Source organism: Paenibacillus intestini, assembly GCF_030803945.1.
Lineage (GTDB): Bacteria > Bacillota > Bacilli > Paenibacillales > Paenibacillaceae > Paenibacillus > Paenibacillus polysaccharolyticus.
Window position 1 is genome coordinate 25,026 of record NZ_JAURUN010000003.1, and the last position, 21,890, is coordinate 46,915.

Consider the following 21,890-nt stretch of genomic DNA (forward strand, 5'->3'; position numbering starts at 1 on the left):
AGAGAAGTCCTCCTTATGATGATGAAAGTGTTCTTATCTCAGTTCCTCTGGTATGTTCAAAATGTCAGCGACCTGATGTCTGAATCGGGTTGCTTTGCGTGTGCCATGAATAAGGTTGGATAGACGGTAGGGCGGAATATCATGTTGTTCGCAAAAGGTTTTTTGATCGACCTGAAGTTCGGTTAGCCGTCGTTTGATAGCCCATCCGAACGGAGTGACTGGTTTCTTCTTGTTCAATAGGGTTCACCCCTGAGTGGATTTTATAGTATTCAGCAGGTCATTCTTCGTGTAAAATAGATAGGAATACGTGCTGTTAGTTACATTATATACGTAAATTCGTCATCTAACAATTAAAAAATACGGAAATAAGTGTATTTTTTGAATTAAAATGACGTAAGTTCGCATTTTGTTGATTGAACAAAATAAAAAAACACGCCAGCAAGGGGAGTTGCGGCGTGTTTTTGGTGTGCTCTGAAAAAGAGGTTTCGAGGAGGAGTGCGGAATTATGCTCTGTAAGCGTGCAGGCCTGCTCCAAGCATGTGGAAGCTGGGGAATAACGACTTCATAGACATGGACGTAGGATGCATGGGTGCATCCGGTGAGGAGGCGCTCACGGTAGTCCATTCATTCTCAAGGTCTGCGGTCAGGCGAGCCAGCAGTTCCCGAGTGGCATTTTCATTTAGGGGGATAACTTTGCAAGCTTCGGATACGCATGCATTCATGGCTGAATGTAAGTAGCCGAGAACCGCCTCTTCGACGGGGATATCGAGGTGGTGGTTGATCCAGGCGTGAACGGTGGGGAGGCAACCAACTGAATTGTATTTTACGAAGATTTGTTCAAGCGGGCTAAGGTCGATCCAAGGATGCAAGGCGCGAGACAGTTTGATTAAACGTTTGCCTATGATTGTTGCTTGCTCTCTAAGTTCAGGAGGGGTTCGCTGTACATGCACAAGTTTGTCGATCAGGGCAATTCGCCAAGTATCCTTATGATCTGTTGCGGTGTAAATCCCCTTGATAGCCATACCTTCTAGACGAACGAGACTGGGGTGTAACTGGCAACGCATAAATGATTCAAGTTCCTCAGCTGTCCGAATAGTGCCTTCCTTGATGTGGGTGTCCATGCCGAAGAAATGGGTGAATCCTCCCACCTGGACAGAGGGATCAAGCAGTTTCGCATAATCGAGTAGCTTATTCCCACGGTTCACGATCATTCGCCTCCTGCGCTTTATTGTGTTATGTTTAATTACAAATGATGATCTTTTCTTAAGTTTAATGTGTAAATCCGAATTATATGATATATATATTCACATAAATATCCGTGTTTTGTCAATGATTTATGAGAAAATAAAAAACTTAATTAAATAAAATTCATAATTAGTGTTATATAATATAACATTAAAAATTCTATCTGTGTCATATATCCATGTCTAAAATCACTTTGGCCATTTTGCCGAATCAGATTAATGATATGTAATTTTCGAGGAAATATGACTGAATTTTGCAAGAGGTGTGGAATAGGAAGGGGTGAAGAACTGTTATCAATTTAGAGTAAAGCCGGTTGTAGTAAAATGTCATTCATAAAGTAATTCATAAAGTGATTAATAAAGACTTTACTTTTGTTTAAGAATCCGGTATAATCAATTCTGTTGCCGATAATTTACGACATGCGGTCGTGGTGGAATGGCAGACACGCTATCTTGAGGGGGTAGTGGGCGTATGCCCGTGGAGGTTCGAGTCCTCTCGACCGCATCATATGAAGATTTACGAGAGAAGCTTTCCGTGATGGAGAGCTTCTTTTTTTGTTTTCATATAGCAACAAGGACGAATTATTTAGGATGAGGACATGTGTTAAAAGAGAGGACGCAAAAAAGCCGCCCAAAAGCTTGAGCAGTTTCTGGCTCTTTGCTTTATAGGTGGCTTTTTTCGTTTATATGTTTGTTCAAAAGTCTATATTTATTTGTTAATTAGCTTCTGAATATCCTCTTCGATTTTGTCCGGTGTAGTCTGCGGAGCATATCGTTTCACAACTTTACCGTCCTGATCGACAAGGAATTTGGTGAAGTTCCATTTGATGGCTTTGGAACCGAGCAAGCCTGGTGCTTCTTTCGTAATGTGTTGGAAGAGCGGATGAGCGCTTGAACCATTGACGTCAATTTTTTCAAACATAGGGAAGCTTACGCCATAATTCATCTGACAGAATTCAGCAATATCGTCGGAAGATCCTTTTTCCTGCGCGAATTGGTTGCTTGGGAATCCAAGCACTTCAAACGGAGCATCCTGGAATTTATCCTGAAGCTCTTGCAAGCCCTTGAATTGAGGGGTGAGACCGCACTGGCTTGCGGTATTCACAATTAACAACACTTTGCCGCGATATTGGGACATCTCAATCTCTTGTCCGCGAAGGGTGTTTACTTTGTAATCATAGACTGACATGGGGTACGCCTCCATCCTGTTATTCTTAATATACTTATTATATTTTAAACAATTAAATAATGCAAAACTTATTTGGATTTAGCGTTGTTATAACCATTCGCTTGCTGGACTCCAAAATGGATGAGAAATACATGAATCAATTTTTGTGCGGTTGAGAATTAGGTAGCTTGGAAGAGAAGGATAGCGTATGACCTCATTGTAAGCGTTATTATCAAAGGTTATTGCCGGAAATCTGGCGATTCGGTGATCTGTATGCACTTTACATGATCATGGTACGGGTGTATGATTCATAGCGTAATTTGAATTTTAATTAAATTGTACCTGAAAAACGAAACAAACGATAATATCGATCGGTCTTATACTCAAGATTTACGAACGATGTTTTAATCGCTGAGTTTCCATTCATTGTGTATGGAAAACGGGGGAACCAACAGAATGGGCTGTATGACAGCAGCGGACATTCATGGGGTGAATTTTTCGGTGAAATCCGGAAATAGGGCGACTCTCGCGCCCGAATCCGTCAGCTAACCTCGTAAGCGTTAAAGGGAGAGGCAACAAACCGCACGCTGGTTCATGGCGCTTTCGTCATGGATTATTTAAGAAGCGTTTCGGAGGCCTTGGTCCCCACGCTTCTTTTTTTGTTGTCTTTTCACGCCAAGGGAGGAACGAAGAATGGATAAAGAGATGATTTTGGTAACCGCTCCGAATGAAGCTGGACGTAAATTTGTGAAATTGCTGATGTATAAAAAAATGCCATTTGCCGTTCTGACGAACAGTGCTGATGAGGAGCGCAAACTTCGCCGTCTTGGCGTGGAACACGTCATCCGTATGAATACAGCAGCTGCTGAGAAATGGTTTTTGCCGCAAGGCAGTGTAGGCAATGTATTTATTTTTGAGAACAGTCTGAACTTGACATGCCGCTATCTTCAAATTTGTCGCTCTTGGACATCGAAGTCCTTGTGTGTGATCACGGAGCAGAGCCATCCTAAAGGGATTTATCGTGGAATGGGCGCCGATAAAATTGTGTATTCACTGAATGGAGAAGTCGGGTTCCTTCTTAATAGCTGCAATAAACCGGAGGCTGAAGTGAGCAGCTTGTGATTGACATTGATCCAAGGTAAGACGCCTGTTATAATTGCAGGTATAGACTAACGGAATTTGAGGAGACTCATGCTTGTCGTGGGTCTTCTTTTTTTATGGAAACAGTACGGTAGTATAGAAGCGAGGGATAACCTGCAGCTAACGAGGAGGAATCAGCGTGCCGGATATTGCCGGATTGAAGTGGTTGTTTTTTGATGTGGGGGATACGCTGGTGGACGAATGGGAGCCTGTAGATGATATTATTGGGCAATTCGTTCGGGAAGCGAATGATTACGGCTATCCAGTAAAGATTGAGGCGGTAAGAGAACTGTTTGCTACCTGTTACCGTAATTATGAACAGTGGCCCATGAAAGTGGCCATACGTACATATATTCATGATGAAGATCACCGCATTCAGATTCAGGACAAGCTGAAATTCCATAAAGAATTGGAGCAACCGTTTCCTTCTGCAACCAAGGTGCTTGAACAGCTTTCGCATCACTATCGCATTGGCATCATTGCGAATCAGAGTCCTGGGACTGAAGCGAGGCTGGAAAGCTACGGACTTCGTAAATATGTCCATGTCCTGGCCTGTTCGGCAGAAGAAGGGGTGTCCAAGCCTGATCCGGAGTTGTATGCGGTTGCTCTGAAGCAAGCTGGATGCGCGCCGGAAGAAGCGGTTATGATTGGAGATCGAATTGATAATGATATTATGCCAGCACGTAGTTTAGGCTTACGCACCATTCGCATTTTGCAAGGATACGGAAGGTTCCAGCCAGAGCTTTCGGATGACGAGCGTGCAGATTGGACGGTGGAGTCCCTAGATGAACTGCTGCCGCTACTCATACCCGATGAGGATGCAGGCAAATCTATATGAGTCTCAGGTTAGATCGTGTGGGGTAGATTAAAGGTATGAGGGTATTAGAGCGTATCACAATAATGATACAAAGAAGGCCGATTTGCGTTGGGATCAATACCAACAGCGAATCGGCCTTTTCATATATAAACTAGAACAGCATGATGGTCTGAATAATCAAATACACATTCAGCACAACGATGATAGCGGCAATAGCCCAAGAGACAATTTTGAGCCACAGTTTGTTTGCAAAAGGCCCCATGCTTTTTTTGTCACTTGTGAACATCACAAGTGGGATGACGGCGAATGGCAGTTGCAGGGACAGGATGACCTGACTCAAGATCAGCAACTCTTCAGTGCCGTGCTCACCGGCAATAGCAGTGACGATAACAGCAGGGATGATGGCAATCAGTCGAGTAACAAGTCTACGCAACCACGCCGGGATACGGATATTCAGGAAGCCCTCCATGACGATCTGTCCTGCAAGCGTGCCTGTAAGGGTTGAGTTCTGACCGGATGCGAGCAAAGCTACGCCGAACAAGACACTGGCGATCGTTGTACCAAGCAGTGGGGTTAGCAGATGATATGCATCGGATATCTCTGCTACCTGTGTCATGCCCGCGCTGTGGAATACAGCTGCAGATACGATCAGGATGGCTGCGTTAATGAACAGAGCTAACGTCAAAGCAATGGTTGAATCCAGTGTGGTGTAGCGGATAGCTTCTCTTTTACCCTGAGTCGTCTGCTCAATCTGGCGGGTCTGCACAATGGATGAATGCAGATACAGATTGTGCGGCATAACGGTAGCCCCGATGATGCCAATGGCGATGTAGAGCATGGCCGGGTTTTGCAAAATTTCGGTGCTAGGAACGAATCCGTGAAGAACACCGCCCATATCCGGTTTCGCCAAAAATAGGTCGATGCCGAAACAAAGAGCAATGGTTGCCATCAGCACGATGACGAGTGTTTCCAGTGCACGGAATCCTTTGTTTTGTAGTACGAGAATGAGTAATACATCCACTGCGGTAATAATCACACCGTACAACATGGGAATGTTAAACAAAAGTTTAAGAGCGATTGCTGAGCCGATGACTTCGGCGAGATCCGTAGCCGCGATAGCCAGTTCACATAGAATCCATAACATCATGACAACGGGAGCGCTGAAGCGTTCACGACAGGCTTGGGCGAGATCACGCCCAGTGACAATACCTAGCTTGCCTGCGAGGGATTGAAGCACCACGGCCATCATGTTGGAAAAAAGGATGACGGACAATAACGTATAACCGAATTGCGAGCCGCCTGCGATATCCGTAGCCCAGTTGCCGGGGTCCATATAACCAACAGCGACAAGATACCCTGGGCCGACAAAGGCGAGGAACTTTTTCCACCATGCCGCATTTTTGGGTACTTTCATGGAACTGTGTGCCTCACCTAGCGAGGGGGCCATCGTAGCTGCGGAAGCAGACGCATATTCGCTGGATGGAGAATTGAACGGATTTTTTTGACTCATACATGGATCACCTGACTTTACAATAAGATGTGGCCGGCCTGTAGCCGGAATAAATTCATTTTTAGGATGTGCTCTAGCACAAATGCTGTGGCAAATAAACGGGATAAATACGAGTGCTCATATATCTAAAATTTTATGTTCATGTTTACATTGTACACCCTCAATAATTTTTGTCTAGTGCAACTTTTGTGTAGTCGGACAAAAAAAAGGAGAATTTTTCGAAGAGCCTCTTTATATCGTACCCATTTCGTAAAAAGATACGACTTTTATCACGTACGCATGAAATGTAGCCAAATGTAAAAGCTGATAAAGTACACAATCAGACGTTTCAAATCGAGCCAGAAGTTTAAAATGAATTGTAGGCAGTCAAAACTTTATTAACGAAGGAGAGATTCTGATGGAAGCTTTATATACAGCAACAGCGACAGTAAAAGGTGGACGAACAGGTTCGGTGGCTTCTTCGGACGGTGTACTGCAACATGATCTGAAAATGCCGAAAGAACTTGGCGGTGCTGGTGGAGAAGGTACAAATCCCGAGCAACTTTTTGCAGCTGGATACGGTGCATGTTACGAGAGCGCTCTGGCTAACGTGGCACGCAAAGCAGGTGTGAAATTGGAGAATGTCGTTGTAACCAGCAACGTATCGATCGGCAAAGATCCAACAGATGACGGATTCAAGCTAGCGGTTCGTCTGGATGTGAGTATGCCGGGAGTGGATCACAGTCAGGCTGAGGATCTTGCCCGCAAGGCGCATGACTTCTGTCCGTATTCAAAAGCAACCCGCGGCAACATCGACGTTGTACTCAACGTTGTCTAATAGATAGGAGAATCCCTGGCTTTTTCTCTTTGAAAGGCACAGGTAAAACAAAGAGCAAGGTATCCAGTGATATCTGATCTTCAAGCACACAAGCCCTGCTGGTAGCTCAGCAGGGTTTTGTTTTCCAACATATATCACCTGAGAATTCACCTAATCTGAAAGCGGAGGAGGATTTCTCCGTATTAAGTCGTACTCTTTTACATAAACGTACAGTCACTTCATGCCACATATTCCATTAAGGGGGAACGGCGATGAGTATTGAAGAGATGATTGAGAGGAAATTTGTATGCACCAAATGCCGGGGTACGGAATGCAACATTAAAGAAGTCTCTATGTCAGGAGCGGGGCTCAGTAAGGTGTTTGATATTCAGCATAACCATTATTTGTTTGTAGGCTGTACGGCCTGTGGATATGTGGAAGTGTTTAACCCGGACGTGTTGAAAGGCAAGAAACAGGGACAAGTTGGCACGATTCTGGATATTCTGTTCGGCGGATAGACATGCGTGAGTTGACATCGACCTGAAATTTCTTTAATATGATTTAGTACTGAAAGTGTCAGTGTCATTAGCATGAACCAAATTTGAATTCACGGGTGATATCCATGTCTTATAGACCAAGCATTGCACAACTGCAAGTAGCCAGCAAAAACGAAAAAGACGGATTGTACGAATTTACGATGAAACTGGTGGATGGTACACAGTGCCGTGTATTCTACTCCAAATCTCCGGATTGGAAAATGACTGCGATCAGCCGTCTGCAGAAAACACCTTGTCCTGTATGTCGTAAAGACTTCATCTGCAAATGTATGGATCAATGGTCAGGTGACCTGCATCAACAAATGATTAACGACGAGTGGATGGAAAAAGCACTGGCTGAGTAATTGTCGGACAGTTATGAGCGTAGGCACTGAGCCTGCGCTTTTTTTCTATTTTGCCAGAGAGATTGGTGGATCAAATTTAGGTTAGGCGAGGAAAGTTGGCTCAAAATGGGTAAGTAATCTAACAGCACCATATAGGAGGCCACGATCATATGACAGTAGACCAAGAGGATAAGCATCAGGGACACCCGATTGTTCTTGTAGACGGCGTTTGTCACTTCTGCCAGGGGTTAACCAAATGGATTATCAAGCGTGATCCGAAGGCGAAATATCATTTTGCTTCACTTCAGTCGGATGTGGCGAAAGGATTGCTGGAGAAGGGTGGTCTGAGAACTGACAGCATGGATACGTTTGTATTGATTGAAAATGGAAAATACTATACACGCTCCACAGCAGCGTTAAGGTTGGCCAAAGGTCTCAAGTTTCCTTATCCGCTACTCTATGTGTTTGTTATTGTGCCCAAATTCATTCGTAATGCAGTATACAACTGGGTTGCGCGCAATCGGTACCGCTGGTTTGGGAAGGACGATGCATGTATGTTGCCTACACCCGAGACTAAAGATCGATTTTTATAAGTATAAAAGTATCAGTTTTCAAGGATAAGCTTCCATAAGAAAGAAGTTTCATGTAAGGTGATTAATATCGGCAATTACTGGGTAATTACTGTGGGTTACATTATTTTTTACATTATTGGGAGGATAACAACTTGAAGAAGTGGACGACAATGATTATTGGGGCATTATTGGCAGTAAGCTTGGCAGCATGCGGAAACGACACAGATAAATCTGCAACGCCGCCAGCAGGTAATGAAACAACGACTGAAAGCAACAATACAGCGGAGCAGAATGCGGCTGTTCCAACACTGGATGAATTGCTTGCCAAAACAGGTGAAGCAACGAAAGCGCTGAAAAGCTTCACTACAGAAGCTAACATTGATCAAAAAATTAAAGTGGATGCTGGTGAGCAATCTCAAGATCAGCAAGTAAAAACGTCTTTGAAAATGGATATCATTAAAGATCCAATGATGATCTATCAAGAGATGGAACTGGATATGTCTGGACAAAAGCAAAACGTAAAACAGTATATTACTTCAGACAAAATTTACTCCCAAGTGGGGGACCAGTGGGTAGCGATCCCAGAAGAGCAAACGAAGGCGCTCATCGAACAATTGAAAGCTAGCATGAACCCGGAAAAAGAGCTGGACCAATTCAAAAAAGTAAAAGAAGACGTTAAGATCACTGAAGAGGGCGACAACTATGTCCTGAACGCAGATGTATCGGGTGACAATGTCAAGGAATTGGCTAAATCCGTTATGGAACAAAACGGTTCAGATGCTCAAATGCAGGCTATGCTTGATCAAATGAACATTAAGAGCATGAAGATGAAATATTTGATTAACAAAGAGACGTCTCTTATGGAGAAGATCGATGTAGAGATGGTGATGGAGATGGAGCAAAACAATCAGAAAATGACGATGGACATGAAAATGGACACTTCGTTCTCCAACCATGACAAAGTTGCAGAAATCAAAATCCCGCAAGAGGCTTTGGACAGCGCAAAATAAGTAAAGCCTGAAACACCTTTGATTCTTACTTCGGAATACCTGTGGGTAGACCGGATAAGGATCAGGGGTGTTTTTTTGATTTTGGAAGTTCTTTAGAGTGTTATAATATGGACTTGTATGATTTATTTTTTAAATTTGGTCATTTGTAAAAGGATCAGCCGTGATTGTAAACATGTGGTTGCGTAAGGTTAATTCATCATTGTTTTAATGGGAAGGGGATACCGAGATGATCAAATATGCACATATTCATCACGTAAGTCTGGCTGTTCGTAATTTGGAAACCGCAAAAAAATTCTATTCGGGTTTGCTCGGAATGCAGGAGATTGAGCGTCCTCCGTTTCGTTCCACGGGTGCGTGGTATGCGATCGGCAGTCAGCAACTTCATCTGTTGCAACATCCGGAAGGTCATACGCTGCGGGAAGCGGGGATTGATACAACCGACGGACATTTTGCACTTTGGGTGGTCAGTTATTCGGAGACGCTAGCTTGGCTGGAAGAGCAAGGTATTGAATATGAAGCTAGACCAGATAGTGTGGCTGGATTCGCTCAGATTTTTATCCTTGATCCGGATCGAAATATCATTGAATTTGGAGCGCCTTATGGTTCTTAAGTGAGATGGTTAGAATAAATCCCTTGCTCGTCCAGAAATTGTATGTTATAGTGTGCATACATTCATAGCACGTGACGGAAGCACCGTCCATATCCTGCAATTTCATGCGGGAAATGGGCGGTGTTTTTTGTGCTTTTTTTTGATGGGAGGGAAACGTAATTGATTGTCCTTAAGGCAATGCTGGTATCGAGGGATAAAGATTATATCCAAGCTTGGCTTGACTATGTACAGCGTAGTTCGTCAAGCTCCACGATGCGATTCATCGCTTTTTCACAGTGGGAAGCATTCAGGAATCATATGGATGAACTGGATGAACAAGAGCTACCTGATCTGATCATCGCTGAACCTGAGTTTTTAAACCCTTGGTTGATGAATGGTGGGGATGTCTCAGGTATCCCATGGCTTATGCTTAGCGAAGGAGCTGACGAAGGGCACGAGGCGAAGCGACTCATGAAGTATCAGCCGTTGCCTGCGTTGCTTGAAGCCGTCAGGAGGGCTTGCAGGCAACCACGTAGTAAGCGGAGTCGACATTCGGGTCAAGAAACATTAACCATCGGTGTATTATCGGCATCGGGTGGGAGTGGCAAAACAGCCGTAGCTCTGCATATGGCGAAGCAACTTGGACTCGCTGGGTATTCTGTGTTGTATCTCAATCTGGAGACTCTGGACAGCTCATTTCCTTTCCTGGAGAGAGGGTTACGGCAGGGCAGTCAGCATCATGTGGAAGCAGAGACAGGTTTATCACGACTACTATATGATCTGAAAGCCTGTAAAAGGGAGGTAGCGGGTGGTCAGTTACAGACGCAGCGGCGTAGCCTGAATCAAGGTCCTACACAAGATAGAAGTGCGGGGGGAAGGAAAAGTACGGATGCACATACAGATATAGCGTCTGCTACTTATTCGGATATCTCGGTAACAGGACAAATGAAAACAATAGTTGAGTATGTTGTTGGGCATGAGGCATTAAAGGCGGATGTGTTCTGGCCGTTAGCCAACCGTAAGGAAATGTTACAGATGTCTAAAGCGGATACAGTGGATCTCATCCGGTATCTGACCGATTCCGGGCAATATGAAGTGTTGATTCTGGACGGAGACTCAGGCTGGGATGAACGTAGTGATGGCATCCTGAAAACGGCAGATACCTTCGTCTGGTTAGTAGAAGATGATATCGCCGCGATGCATCGATGGGGACAATGGCTTCAGCATAACGAGCGTAACCGAACAGAACTGTTAGGAAGTATGCTGGAGCGTACGTATTTTGTCATCAACAAATATCGGGAGCAAGTGATCAATCCATTGCCAAGACCTGATCTGTATGTGGATGCAGTGTTGCCTTATATTCCTTCTTGGAAACAGATGAATCAGGAAGAGGTCATGCTGAGTTCACCGATCTTCCAGCGTGAAGTAAAGAGATTGTGTGAATTGCTGATTCAGGCTGAAGGAGGTGGCTAGCCGCAAGACAGGATGCATTTTTATACAGGAGGAGCCTGGGGAGTTATGACAGATCATTTATGGAACATCACAGACCGTGAAGAACAATTTCAAATGCTTCGCAGAGAGGTCCGAGCTTCGCTCGATATGACTTCTTCTGCCGGGGATGAGGAGTTGTGGCATGGGATTGAGAGAAAAGTTCTCGGTGATTCGGGCCTGGAAGATTTGACTTCAGGTGAGCGCCATGAGTTGGTGCAACGATTGTACGATTCTTTTCGCGGATTGGATATTCTACAACCTCTGGTGGATCACCCGGACATTACGGAGATTATGATCAACAGTCATCGGGAGATATTTGTGGAACAAGAAGGGGAGGTCAGACAGATTCCACTGCAATTCGAGTCCAGAGAGCGGTTGGAGGATATTATTCAAATAATCGTGTCTGGTGTGAACCGCATCGTCAATGAATCTTCCCCCATTGTGGATGCCCGCCTGAAGGACGGTTCACGGGTCAACATTGTGCTTCCGCCTATTGCGCTAAAGGGGCCAACGATGACGATCCGGAAGTTTCCCAGTGAGCCGATGAAGATGTCTGATCTGATTGAGAAGGGGGCCTTGCATGAGGAAGCAGCCGAGTTATTACAGCAGTTAGTGCGGAGCAAATACAACATTTTTATCGGGGGAGGTACAGGTTCGGGGAAAACGACTTTTCTGAACGCGTTATCCCAGTTCATCCCTGCTGATGAGCGGGTTATTACGATTGAGGATTCAGCGGAGTTACAGATCGTGACTGTGCCCAATCTCGTCTCTCTGGAGACCAGAAATGCCAATACAGAAGGAAAAGGTCTGATATCCATCAGGGATTTGATCAAGTCCTCCCTACGGATGCGTCCAAACCGGATTGTCATTGGGGAAGTACGGGGAGCGGAAGCGCTGGATATGCTACAGGCGATGAACACGGGCCACGATGGGAGCTTGTCTACTGGTCACGCAAATACGATCTCGGACATGATCAGTAGACTTGAAACGATGGTCCTTAGTGGAGCGGAACTTCCCATTACTGTTGTAAGACAGCAGATTAGCTCGGCCATCGATATTTTTGTACATCTTTCCCGGCTTCGAGACCGTTCACGTCGTGTGACGGAAATCAGTGAAGTGATAGGTTTACGTCATGGTGAAGTGCTTCTGACCCCGTTGTTTCGATTTCAGGAGCAGGAGGAACGGGAAGGGCGTATCATTGGTGGACTCATCCGGGTGGGCAACCTGACCAAGGTGGATAAGATTCATATGGCCGGACTTGGAGAGTGGCTTGAAGGATACATAGAACAATTAGCTGAGCAGGCCGGACCAGAAAACAAGTAGTAAGCTATGAAAATAAAGCGAGCTATAGGATGGGATACAAGGTGAGTGGAAAAGAAAAACGTCTTATAACAACTATGATTTAATGTTTTTGATGTGACCTATCTTGTTGTTAACGATTTTGGGAAGTTCCAAACCATGTTGTGAGAGAAAGAGGGTGCAGAGGGCGGTGCAGGGCAAGCAAGCATTAACGAATTATACCGTATATACACTTAGCTCAAGACAACGCTTGGTCTGTATGCTGGTCAGCGGATGTTTATTTTTCGGTGTTGGCTTGTTGTTTTATCATCACTGGTTGGCAGGCACGATACTGGCTGCTGGTTGTATATGGGTGCCCAGGTTTTGGACAAAGGTGCTACTGGAACGCAGAAGGATGACACTTAGTCTGCATTTCAAGCAAGCTCTGTATGCACTATCCTCGGCCCTGGCGGCCGGGAAGTCAGTGGAAAACGGTTTTAAGGAATCCGTTGAAGACCTGCGGATGTTGAACCCTGAAGCTGATACCGATTTGATTCGAGAGTTCACTATATTGCGGACACGCATGGAATACGGTCAGCCGATTGAAGAGGCGTTGCAGGATTTTTCGGAAAGGGCACAGATTGAAGATATTACGAATTTCGCAGACGTGTTTATTACTTGTAAACGAACGGGAGGTGATCTGGTGGAAGTGGTTCGTCGTACCTCCGCAGTGATTGGAGAAAAGCTGGATATTCAACAGGACATCATGGTTGCTGTGGCACAGAAAAGATTTGAATCCAAAGTGATGTTTGCGGCACCCTTCATTTTTTTGTTATTTCTCAACCTGACCGCCAAAGATTTTATGGAACCACTATACAGCGGGCTCGGATATCTCATTTCTACAGGTGCGCTTGCTGTGCTGGTCTGCTGTTATCTATGGATTCATCGCATTATGGATATCAAAGTGTGAGGAGATGAAAAGATGCTGTTTCCCCTCATGATTGGAGGAGTACTTAGTGCGGGCTGGATTGTGCTTGATCGAACCCGTGGGAAAACTTACAAGCATTTACGAAAGCTGCATATGGAAGGATTACGTTTGAAAAAAATGCATGCTCCGTTTCTGTTTATGCTCGACAAGTTCGAGATCGGCCGCAGATTACCTGTACTTATGTTTCGGATGCAGCACGCGATCCAGAAGATGCATGGCATACAACATAGCGGTGAGAAAACGCTACTCTATTGTGCTGAAATGTTGACGTACTCATGGCTAGTGTTGCTGTCAGGATGTTTACTATCCCTCGTGAGGGAGGTAGGCACGGGAGCATTAGCTGGTGGAGTCGTTCTTGCAATTGCTTTACCGTTTGCGATGTATAAGGATCTTTACACCAAGGTGAAGCGAAGAGACCAAGATATCCTTATAGAGCTCCCTGAACTGCTTAATCGAATTGTGCTCTTGGTTGGGGCAGGGGAAACAGTACAACGTGCAATCAACCATAGTGTGAATAGCCAGGGCGAACGGAATCATCCCTTGTACAACGAATTGCGGAGAGCGGCAGGGGACTGGAATAACGGATACTCGTTTCAGCAATCTTTAGAGCAGTTCAGCCGCCGATGTGGTGTGCAGGAAGTAACGATTTTTACAACGACAGTTTTACTGAATTTCCGGCGTGGAGGAGGTGACTTTGTATTGGCACTGCGGGATCTGTCACATGTATTGTGGGAGAAACGCAAGGCGGTTAGCCGGGCCAAGGGAGAGCAGGCCTCTTCGAAATTAGTGTTTCCGATGGTGCTGATCTTTTTTACAATCGTGATCATGATCGGTGCGCCAGCTTTTATGATGATGAACATGTAGGAGGGAAATTGGGATGAAGAACAAGGTAGCGGCATTTTGGAAAGAAGAAGAGGGTCTGGGTACGCTGGAACTGATTCTGATTATTGGTGTAATTATCATTATAGCGTTGATCTTCAAAGACCAGATTAAAAAGTTGGTAACAAGACTGCTGGTTAATGTCAGTAGCAAAAGTGATGAGTTTTTTGAGTAGACGTTTTAGAAAGGAAGAAGGGAGCTTCACTGTCGAAGCTTCCCTGGTCTTCCCGATCATATTATTTATCCTGGTGTTGCTGCTGTTCTTCACGATGTACATGTACCAAAAAACGTTTTTAAACCAGCATGCTTATGCGGCTTCTGAACGAGCTGCCTACAGTTGGGATAATAGTCACAAACAGGCGCTGACAGGCGAATATGCTTCCGGGGAATATGATCACTTGTACTGGCGGTTAAGCGATGATCGGCTGTTAGGAGTATTGTTTGGTTGGGCGGGAGCGGGTAATGAGGTTAGCGTTTCTATACCTGAATCAGAAGGTGGCAATCTTTCGGAAAAAAAACTAGCACAAGCATCTAGCCATATGCCTTCAGCCATGAAGGGCACAATGACATATCAAAATGCATTGATCCAGCGGAAGGTAACAACTGAGCTAGAGCAGGTTATATCGTTGCCTCTGCCCTCATTGTTGTTTGATTCCGGCAATCTTGTACTCACGAAGGGCTCCTCTGCTGTTGTAGAACCGGTTGAATTCATCCGAACGGTGGATTTGATCCGTTATTACGGTGCCAAGTTTAAAGGAAAAGGTGGAAAGGAAGCGACTTCAGCTGTGGAGGCAGGGCAAGTTATACAGCATTTTGGTAAAAACGAAAAATGAGCAAAGGGGGAGGGAGGCACTGTTTAGAAAAAAAGATGGTGAAGCTGGAGCTGTAACGTTATTTCTGATTTTGATTCTGGCTGGAGTGTATATGTTTGTGGCAATTTTTATTGATTATGCGAGAATTGCTGCCTTCAAAGTACAGACGGAGCGGATGGCACATGCCGCAATGAGATCCGTTATGTCAGCTTATGATACATCGCTTCGGGAGTATGGTTTGTTTGCATATGGCGACAGTAGCGGAGATGCCATTATGGCCAAAGTGTTGAATGATAGTGTGAAACCTTCTTCCGTAAAGGATGGTTTCCCGATTCTGGATATTCAATGGGACACCACTTCACTCGGTATGGAACGTGAACTGGGCAGGTATGATATTTTTAATCGTCAAATCCAGGAAGACATGAAGTATAGAGCGCCGGTTGATTTTGCTATTGAAGTGATTAATCGATTCAAACCGATGTCAGAGGAGATGAAGGAAGCAGCACATACCGTAGATCTGTTGAAGAAATTACAAAAGCTCTATGACAAACGTGAGAAATTGCTGGATGAAGCGGTCGGGAATCAGATTGAATCTGCCGATAAGGTAATGAAACTTCCAGACTTGATCATGAAACCGCCAGCCCAGGCCATCTATGAAGAAATGCTTGAGACAGCGCCAGAGACAGCGGCAGAAGCGGCTGCACGTTATGCCGATTACTTAAGCAAGAAACAAGCAGACGAGGGACTGCCTTTCAATGAACAGCTGTACATATTGGAATTGGGGCGTTACCGGACAGGTGTAAATCAGATTGTTACAGGAATCAGCATGTTGATGCAACCAGCGCTAGAGGCGCATAAGACCAAACTATTGGAAGCACAGGACAAGATCGAAGAGGCACGTGAAATTAATGAAGAAATGAAACGAGTGATTGCGGAAGGAGAAAATCGTTCCGAGAATGCCGGTTATGACAACGTGGGTAGCTCTACCCTTCCTGGAACGAGTCCGACATCTGCGGGTTCCGGCAATGAAGCCAAAAGTACTCGTTCGCTCGCTTCCGAGCTTGTCAGGGAAGATGCTCTATTTGATCGGATAAAATCTCGTGTGATTTCTCAAAATGAAGACTTCTCTGGCGTGCGAAAAGATAGCATGGAACTCAATACCCAGCTTCGGAGTGTGACGGGTATGAGTAGTGTTCCAATTAAACCTGCGGTCAGGCAGGCAAGTCAGACTACGGAACGTTATATGAATTCTTTTGGGAGAACAGGCCCTTCCAATCTTATCACACAGAGCCAACAGGAACTTGAAAACGGCCGTGGATCGGATGCCCAGCGTAAAGAGAATGACAAGCAGTCCAAAGGGAAGTTGAAGGAAATCAAACGGATATTCAGCCGGATAGAAAACGGAAGTTCCGGTTCCGTGCAGACATTCAAACAGTTGGAACAATTTTATGAGGCCAACATAGCGTTCAATCAAAAAAACTCTGAGCGAGCGGAAAAGACAGAGATTGCGAGTGATCCGTATGATTCCGGTGGAAATGCCATGAAGGGAATGGATCACCTGTTTGGAGGGATGTCAGGACTACTCGGACAACTTGGCGATGAGTTGTTTCAGAATGAATATGCGCTTGCTTACTTTAATTCCATGGATTTTGGTCAATTGTTCTCCTGGACGGAAGGTAGTGGAGATGTTAATGACGTGTTCAAACTGGAGAATCAGGAGCTGGAGTATATCCTATACGGTTTTCATAACCCTTCAGGTAACATCGCATCTGCATATGCGGAGGTCTTCGGAATGCGTCTGGCGATTCGTACAGCTGAAGGACTAAGTGAGAATAGTAAGCTTGGGAATCCGCTTCTTGTGCTGTCTGCCGCGATCCTGTATGGAATCACGCATGCAATAGAAGATATGGTGAAGCTGGCGAAGGACGGCAATGTTGAATTATCCAAATATATCAAGGTGAAGCTGACATACAGGGATCACCTTAGATTGTTCCTGCTTATGCATAGCAATAATGATCGCAAAATGTCCCGAATGTTAGCCTTGATCCGATTGAATACGGGAGCTAACCCGGATGAGAAACAAACTTATGCTTCCGGTCAGATGCGCAGCAGCATCAAGCTATGGTTTTTGCCTGGAATTATGCGAAGTATAGGCGCTGTTATGGGCAGTGAGGATCAAGTACAAGATGGACGCTTTTTCATTGAACGGAAGGCGGATTATTCCTATTGAACACGTGAAAACATGTTGATGGAGGCATAATGGAAAAAAGGGTTCAGGTTCAGGATGAAAGGAAATGTGTGCAGATGCAACATCGGATCACGCGGATAAGCAGATTGGAACGCTTGAAGTCACTGAGAAAACAGGTGCTTGAAGCGAAGAAAGAACAGGGCACTATGGTGCTGGAGGCTTCGCTGGTTCTACCCATTTTTCTATTCTTTATCCTATTTCTTATCTTCATTGTTCAGATGACACTGATCTCCACCGCATTGCAGAGTACAGCGGGGGAAACGGTAAAACAGTTATCAACTAAGGTTTATCCAGTATCGCTTGCCTTCGCGCCTTCAGATTCTGCTGGAGGTGAGAGCCTGGAGGAGGGCTGGAAATGGCCACAGCTGTCCCTGACGGAATGGGCAGACGGTTACGCTTCTTCCTTGCCTTCACCCTTAAGTGACTGGGTGCGAGATGCAGCGAAACGTGGTGAAGAGCCGCTGCAAAGAATCAAAACGTCGGTAATGGAAGCCATACTTGATCCGGTTGTGAAGCCGTTGTTGCAACCATTTGTTGAAACTACACTGCTGGATATGGAACGTATTCATGTTAACGGAGTATCCGTTCCTAACTTGAAGAATAAGACGAATCCGTATTTCAGAATAGAGCTGAGTTATGAGTTGCCTGTGAAGGTTCCTTTTCTCGGCAAGCCTTTACGAATTCAGGTTGCTGCATCAGAGCGGATATGGATTGGTGACACAGGAGAAGGAAGTGGTAACGGAAGCGGGGGAGAAAATAGCACGGGGTCAGCAACTGTTTTATCAAAGCCAGATCCAGCATTCATAGGGAACCATGCAACGATAAAGGTTCAGGTCAAGCCAGGCGCAACGGCTAATCTCACGATTTTTTACAAGTCTGGTGAGAGTTCTGCGAAGCATATTGGCTGGGCTACGGCTGACGAGAACGGAATCATAGAATGGACATGGTTTGTGGGCACTCGAACAACGGAAGGGACTTGGAGTTTTGTTGTAGAGACTGCGGAGGGCATGCAGACGGAAACTTCATTTACGGTAGCATCCAGAAAGTAAGGAGCGATGATATAGGTGGGATGGTTTTATGTGATCTGTGGTATATATCTTCTGGTGGCGTTTGTAACCGATATACGGTCTATGAAAATTCCGAATCGGTTGACTCTACCAGTAACGGCAATGGGAGTGCTTGCTCATCTTGCCTGGGGAGGCTGGGGAGGTATGTGGTTCTCTTTAGCTGGATTTGCTGTTGGTTTCGGTATGTTGTTTTTAATGTACGTCATCGGTGCAGTCGGTGCAGGAGATGTGAAGTTATTTGGGGGCATAGGAGCCTGGACGGGGTTTACATTTGGCATACACGTGATCATATATTCCATTCTGTACGCTGGATTAATCGGCTTAGTTATCCTTTTATTTCGCAAAGATGCGTCGCAGAGAATACGTACAATGATGTTTAATATATTCGGTTTCTTTAAACTAGGCTCTCTTAAACTCGTAAGTCACGAAAAAACGCTGAAGTTCCCGTTTATGCTCGCTGTACTTCCCGGTTTCGTCAGCTCATGGATTTATATGTTTGGGTAGTTGCTCTGCTCTGGAATAACAGCGATTGAAAGGCTCCTCTGTTATTGGAGCATCCGTGTAATGACTTTTGTTAACATATTAAAACAATGGAAAGTGAGGAGCGGTATGTATGGCTTAACGAGGGATTTCGTACGTAACGGCGGGACATTTATGGTTTTGGAAAAAGCGGACGGGCTACGAATGGAGGAACTCAGCAGGGTACAGATCGGTATGTTAACCTCGAATCGAATTCCTCGTATGCTACCTTTATTCACTCGGGAGATTGATCAGAATGTAACGTTACAGTATGACATCTCCGGATATAAGATGTTGTCCCAGATGTTAAAATCGAGTCAAATCAGCTTGCCAGTATTGTATAATCTTTTATTTCAGTTGGCAGAAGCTCTTGTGGAGTGCAGGCACTACATGTTGGAACCACAAAATTTGTGTATTCACGAAGACTATATATTTATTCAGGGGGCAATGGAGCAAGGGGAGCTTGGTTTAGTTTACGTACCCATGATGAATGCCCATGCCCGGCAGGAGAAGCAACCCCCGCAGATATTCCGTGACTTGGTAATCAAGCTTATGGCTCATGTTCAGGAATTAGAAGGAGAGGGCATACAACGAGTATTACAGTTATGTGATGATGAGCGGTGGGACATTCGGCAATTACGTGAACTTTTATTAGAATTGTGTACTGGTAAACCAGCACGACTGATATCCAGTCAGCTGCCTGAAAAGAAAAGCGTCGCCAGACTTAATTACAATACACCTGATACAGAACAATCAGATCGTCATCAACGTGAGCGCCAGCAAATCATCAAACCGGATGTAGACATTAAAAAAGTAGACCCCTATTCGAATTCTTTGTTATACAGGCCAACAGCTGGCCAACCTTCGTCGAGAAATACAAACTACTTTCATCAGAATCAGACCTCAACTCAGCCTGAGTCCTCTTCATCATTTGTTTCCGTAGATCAGAAAAATGTGGAGATGGAAGAGCAAAATTCGGTCACTAGATCTTCGCATACGACATATATCTGGCTAGGTTGTATAGTTTCCATGGCATTAGTATGGAGATTTATCTACATGCAACAGCCGAGTCAGAATGCAATGATTTTGTCTACAGCGCTAAGTGTTGGCCTCAGTGCAGTGGCGAGTTGGATGTGGAAGAGAACGGGTGATTCCGTTGGTAAATCCGGCGTTCATATCCCTTTCTCTTTATCAGTGCTAGGCAAGAAAAAGGATAAGGGGGCTAAAGTTGAAGAAGAGATGTTTCAGGAGAGCTGGCGCTGGAATGCCATGGATAAGCCCGAAGAAGATAAGGGGAAATCCATTGAATCTTTGCCTGAGGTTGCTGAAGATCATACCTCTTCCCGCCTTCGCAGCATGAGCATATCCCCTATGAACCTAAAGTCTGAAGAAGAAATGCTCAATCCACCATATACTGAGAAACGGGAAAGGGAATGGGGGAGCACTTCTGAATCCCATCTCACGGGCTCAGCCGCTGAGGCAACAGTTAATCTGCAGCCACTGGACGGATTACCCAATGAAGACAGAAGCTCTAGTCTACCATCATATTACCTTGAATTAACTCTAAATAAAGGTGGAGGGAGCAAACGTGTTGATGTGAAGGGGGCATCTTTTGTCATTGGAAGAGCAGCGGATATGGTTCAATATGTAGATAACTCGACAGGTGTATCCCGTGCACATGTGGAATTGAGTCGGAGCAAGTCTGGTTATGCTCTCAAGGATCTAGGTTCCGTCAATGGAACGATGCTTCAAGGAAGTCTGCTGGCTCCTTACAAAGAATATCCACTGACGGATGGGGATACGTTCATCCTGGCCGAATCGGTCTACGTTTATCGAGTGTCAGGATGAACTGTACGATCCAAATGTAATTTGTTTTAATCGGATAACCCGCGATGCTTCAGGTCCTCAAGAGCCTGAGTCAATGTGGGGAAGGTAAACTTAAAACCGTGATCCAAGGATTTTTGTGGAATGACCCGTTGTCCTTGAAGCAGGACGACGGATAGTTCACCAACCAGTGTTTTGATCAGGAAGCCAGGGACAGGGAACCAGTGAGGACGATGATAGACTTTGCCTACCGTACGGCCGAATTCATCATTGGTTACCGGGTTGGGCGAAGAAGCATTAACTGGACCCGAAATTTCTTTGTTATGAATAGTAAAGTCGATCAATCGAACGATATCCATGATGTGAATCCAACTGGTCCACTGTTTTCCGCTGCCGATCTTGCCGCCAAATCCGAGCATATAGGGCAGTTTCATCAATGGGAATGCCCCTTTTTTATGACCCAAAACGAGACTGACACGGATTTTGACCAGTCTTACATCCCGGATGGCATCGGCGGCAACTTCCCATTGTTCCGAGACGCGGGAAGGAAAATTCATCGACCTTTGCGGGCTGCTCTCATCAAAGGTTTCATCGGGAGAGGTGCCGTAGATTGCCATGGCAGAAGCCTGGACAACAACTTCCGGCTTTTGTCGTAGCGATTCCACTAGTTTAGCAACCCGGGCAACCGTTCTAACTCTGGATTCCACAATTTCCAGCTTGGCCTTCGTTGTCCAACGCTGGTTCAATGTCTCACCCGCTAGATTCACCAGAGCATCAATACCTTCAAGTTCCTGCGGCGTTTCTTCGAGCTGATCCCAAGATATATATGTAAGGTCTTTACTCGGATTATGCATGTCAGGAAGCTTGCGAGTGATTACTTTCACATGATGTCCGGCCTGTAACCAGTAATCTACAAGTGCGCCTCCGACAAATCCGGTTCCTCCACAAATGGCAATTTTCATATTGAACATCCTCTCTTATGGGTCAAAAAGCCCCGCAAGGTAAGTTAAATGAGTGAAAAGGGCTTACCGAGCGGAGCTAACATGTGTTTAATTTAA

General features: G+C 45.2%; 23 protein-coding genes, 1 tRNA gene and 1 riboswitch. Of the genes, 19 read left to right on the top strand and 5 right to left on the bottom strand.

The features are described 5' to 3' along the window. Positions 1-33: 33 nt before the first annotated feature. Together J2T16_RS09340 and J2T16_RS09345 are read right to left on the bottom strand one after the other, a co-directional pair. Complete coding sequence (locus J2T16_RS09340) at positions 34-237, bottom strand: Rha family transcriptional regulator (RefSeq protein ID WP_090918120.1); 204 nt, start codon at positions 235-237, stop codon at positions 34-36. A gap of 266 nt (positions 238-503) precedes the next feature. Beyond that, positions 504-1,205: an urease accessory protein UreF gene (locus tag J2T16_RS09345; RefSeq protein WP_167375681.1), complete on the bottom strand. Its 702-nt coding sequence runs from the start codon at positions 1,203-1,205 to the stop codon at positions 504-506. Positions 1,206-1,666: 461 nt separating this feature from the next. On the opposite strand from J2T16_RS09345, the gene J2T16_RS09350 reads away from it, so the two are divergent. Then, a tRNA-Leu gene (locus tag J2T16_RS09350) sits at positions 1,667-1,749 on the top strand. Positions 1,750-1,953: 204 nt separating this feature from the next. On the opposite strand, the gene J2T16_RS09355 is transcribed toward J2T16_RS09350, so the two are convergent. After that, complete coding sequence (locus J2T16_RS09355) at positions 1,954-2,433, bottom strand: glutathione peroxidase (protein WP_123063300.1); 480 nt, start codon at positions 2,431-2,433, stop codon at positions 1,954-1,956. 378 nt (positions 2,434-2,811) lie between these two features. Beyond that, a riboswitch (cyclic di-AMP (ydaO/yuaA leader) is annotated at positions 2,812-2,987 on the top strand. 118 nt (positions 2,988-3,105) lie between these two features. Here J2T16_RS09355 and J2T16_RS09360 point away from each other — a divergent pair. After that, the gene (locus J2T16_RS09360) at positions 3,106-3,534 is read left to right on the top strand and encodes a hypothetical protein (RefSeq protein ID WP_090918114.1); all 429 of its coding nucleotides are present in this window, start codon (positions 3,106-3,108) and stop codon (positions 3,532-3,534) included. A 157-nt stretch (positions 3,535-3,691) separates the two neighbouring features. Next, positions 3,692-4,390, top strand: coding sequence for an HAD family hydrolase (locus J2T16_RS09365; RefSeq protein WP_221790207.1), 699 nt, complete (start codon positions 3,692-3,694; stop codon positions 4,388-4,390). Positions 4,391-4,520: 130 nt separating this feature from the next. On the opposite strand, the gene J2T16_RS09370 is transcribed toward J2T16_RS09365, so the two are convergent. Further along, the gene (locus tag J2T16_RS09370) at positions 4,521-5,879 is read right to left on the bottom strand and encodes an Nramp family divalent metal transporter (RefSeq protein WP_308722538.1); all 1,359 of its coding nucleotides are present in this window, start codon (positions 5,877-5,879) and stop codon (positions 4,521-4,523) included. 397 nt (positions 5,880-6,276) lie between these two features. Here J2T16_RS09370 and J2T16_RS09375 point away from each other — a divergent pair, with 397 nt between their 5' ends. From J2T16_RS09375 to J2T16_RS09450, 16 genes are all read left to right on the top strand, one after another. Further along, positions 6,277-6,696: an organic hydroperoxide resistance protein gene (locus J2T16_RS09375; RefSeq protein WP_090918107.1), complete on the top strand. Its 420-nt coding sequence runs from the start codon at positions 6,277-6,279 to the stop codon at positions 6,694-6,696. A 251-nt stretch (positions 6,697-6,947) separates the two neighbouring features. After that, complete coding sequence (locus J2T16_RS09380) at positions 6,948-7,193, top strand: zinc ribbon domain-containing protein (RefSeq protein ID WP_090918105.1); 246 nt, start codon at positions 6,948-6,950, stop codon at positions 7,191-7,193. Positions 7,194-7,297: 104 nt separating this feature from the next. Continuing rightward, positions 7,298-7,576 carry a hypothetical protein gene (locus J2T16_RS09385; protein ID WP_090918103.1) on the top strand — a complete coding sequence of 93 codons (279 nt, stop codon included), beginning with the start codon at positions 7,298-7,300 and terminating at the stop codon, positions 7,574-7,576. A 149-nt stretch (positions 7,577-7,725) separates the two neighbouring features. Next, on the top strand, positions 7,726-8,148 hold the full coding sequence (locus tag J2T16_RS09390) for a thiol-disulfide oxidoreductase DCC family protein (RefSeq protein ID WP_308722539.1): 423 nt from the start codon (positions 7,726-7,728) through the stop codon (positions 8,146-8,148). 131 nt (positions 8,149-8,279) lie between these two features. Next, positions 8,280-9,137: a DUF6612 family protein gene (locus J2T16_RS09395; protein WP_154890885.1), complete on the top strand. Its 858-nt coding sequence runs from the start codon at positions 8,280-8,282 to the stop codon at positions 9,135-9,137. Between the two features lie 226 nt (positions 9,138-9,363). Then, complete coding sequence (locus tag J2T16_RS09400) at positions 9,364-9,747, top strand: VOC family protein (protein ID WP_154958501.1); 384 nt, start codon at positions 9,364-9,366, stop codon at positions 9,745-9,747. Positions 9,748-9,906: 159 nt separating this feature from the next. Then, positions 9,907-11,199 carry a P-loop NTPase family protein gene (locus J2T16_RS09405; protein ID WP_308722540.1) on the top strand — a complete coding sequence of 431 codons (1,293 nt, stop codon included), beginning with the start codon at positions 9,907-9,909 and terminating at the stop codon, positions 11,197-11,199. 45 nt (positions 11,200-11,244) lie between these two features. Continuing rightward, positions 11,245-12,540: a TadA family conjugal transfer-associated ATPase gene (locus J2T16_RS09410; protein WP_499018218.1), complete on the top strand. Its 1,296-nt coding sequence runs from the start codon at positions 11,245-11,247 to the stop codon at positions 12,538-12,540. A 166-nt stretch (positions 12,541-12,706) separates the two neighbouring features. Continuing rightward, a complete protein-coding gene (locus tag J2T16_RS09415; RefSeq protein WP_336120822.1) occupies positions 12,707-13,465 on the top strand; it encodes a type II secretion system F family protein in 759 nt (252 codons plus the stop codon). Between the two features lie 27 nt (positions 13,466-13,492). Beyond that, positions 13,493-14,347, top strand: coding sequence for a type II secretion system F family protein (locus J2T16_RS09420; protein ID WP_499018220.1), 855 nt, complete (start codon positions 13,493-13,495; stop codon positions 14,345-14,347). Positions 14,348-14,360: 13 nt separating this feature from the next. Next, a complete protein-coding gene (locus J2T16_RS09425; RefSeq protein ID WP_090918085.1) occupies positions 14,361-14,537 on the top strand; it encodes a Flp1 family type IVb pilin in 177 nt (58 codons plus the stop codon). Then, positions 14,521-15,195: a TadE/TadG family type IV pilus assembly protein gene (locus tag J2T16_RS09430; protein WP_499018221.1), complete on the top strand. Its 675-nt coding sequence runs from the start codon at positions 14,521-14,523 to the stop codon at positions 15,193-15,195. The genes J2T16_RS09425 and J2T16_RS09430 overlap by 17 nt, the downstream gene beginning before the upstream one ends. Then, complete coding sequence (locus J2T16_RS09435; protein WP_341181752.1) at positions 15,176-17,404, top strand: hypothetical protein; 2,229 nt, start codon at positions 15,176-15,178, stop codon at positions 17,402-17,404. The genes J2T16_RS09430 and J2T16_RS09435 overlap by 20 nt, the downstream gene beginning before the upstream one ends. A gap of 74 nt (positions 17,405-17,478) precedes the next feature. Next, positions 17,479-18,471, top strand: coding sequence for a pilus assembly protein (locus J2T16_RS09440; protein WP_499018462.1), 993 nt, complete (start codon positions 17,479-17,481; stop codon positions 18,469-18,471). A gap of 15 nt (positions 18,472-18,486) precedes the next feature. After that, a complete protein-coding gene (locus tag J2T16_RS09445) occupies positions 18,487-18,993 on the top strand; it encodes an A24 family peptidase (RefSeq protein WP_154958494.1) in 507 nt (168 codons plus the stop codon). Positions 18,994-19,053: 60 nt separating this feature from the next. Further along, positions 19,054-20,856, top strand: coding sequence for a DUF6382 domain-containing protein (locus J2T16_RS09450; RefSeq protein ID WP_499018224.1), 1,803 nt, complete (start codon positions 19,054-19,056; stop codon positions 20,854-20,856). A gap of 26 nt (positions 20,857-20,882) precedes the next feature. Here J2T16_RS09450 and J2T16_RS09455 read toward each other — a convergent pair whose 3' ends face one another. After that, positions 20,883-21,794 (bottom strand): TIGR01777 family oxidoreductase, encoded by a 912-nt coding sequence (locus tag J2T16_RS09455; protein WP_336120817.1) that lies wholly within the window; start codon positions 21,792-21,794, stop codon positions 20,883-20,885. Positions 21,795-21,890: the final 96 nt, after the last annotated feature.

Coding starts and splice junctions, on each gene's coding strand:
- J2T16_RS09355 (WP_123063300.1), bottom strand. CDS start 2,433: ATGTCAGTCTATGATTACAAAGTAAACACCCTTCGCGGACAAGAGATT.
- J2T16_RS09360 (WP_090918114.1), top strand. CDS start 3,106: ATGGATAAAGAGATGATTTTGGTAACCGCTCCGAATGAAGCTGGACGT.
- J2T16_RS09370 (WP_308722538.1), bottom strand. CDS start 5,879: ATGAGTCAAAAAAATCCGTTCAATTCTCCATCCAGCGAATATGCGTCT.
- J2T16_RS09375 (WP_090918107.1), top strand. CDS start 6,277: ATGGAAGCTTTATATACAGCAACAGCGACAGTAAAAGGTGGACGAACA.
- J2T16_RS09380 (WP_090918105.1), top strand. CDS start 6,948: ATGAGTATTGAAGAGATGATTGAGAGGAAATTTGTATGCACCAAATGC.
- J2T16_RS09385 (WP_090918103.1), top strand. CDS start 7,298: ATGTCTTATAGACCAAGCATTGCACAACTGCAAGTAGCCAGCAAAAAC.
- J2T16_RS09390 (WP_308722539.1), top strand. CDS start 7,726: ATGACAGTAGACCAAGAGGATAAGCATCAGGGACACCCGATTGTTCTT.
- J2T16_RS09400 (WP_154958501.1), top strand. CDS start 9,364: ATGATCAAATATGCACATATTCATCACGTAAGTCTGGCTGTTCGTAAT.
- J2T16_RS09410 (WP_499018218.1), top strand. CDS start 11,245: ATGACAGATCATTTATGGAACATCACAGACCGTGAAGAACAATTTCAA.
- J2T16_RS09420 (WP_499018220.1), top strand. CDS start 13,493: ATGATTGGAGGAGTACTTAGTGCGGGCTGGATTGTGCTTGATCGAACC.
- J2T16_RS09425 (WP_090918085.1), top strand. CDS start 14,361: ATGAAGAACAAGGTAGCGGCATTTTGGAAAGAAGAAGAGGGTCTGGGT.
- J2T16_RS09430 (WP_499018221.1), top strand. CDS start 14,521: ATGAGTTTTTTGAGTAGACGTTTTAGAAAGGAAGAAGGGAGCTTCACT.
- J2T16_RS09440 (WP_499018462.1), top strand. CDS start 17,479: ATGCAACATCGGATCACGCGGATAAGCAGATTGGAACGCTTGAAGTCA.
- J2T16_RS09450 (WP_499018224.1), top strand. CDS start 19,054: ATGACTTTTGTTAACATATTAAAACAATGGAAAGTGAGGAGCGGTATG.
- J2T16_RS09455 (WP_336120817.1), bottom strand. CDS start 21,794: ATGAAAATTGCCATTTGTGGAGGAACCGGATTTGTCGGAGGCGCACTT.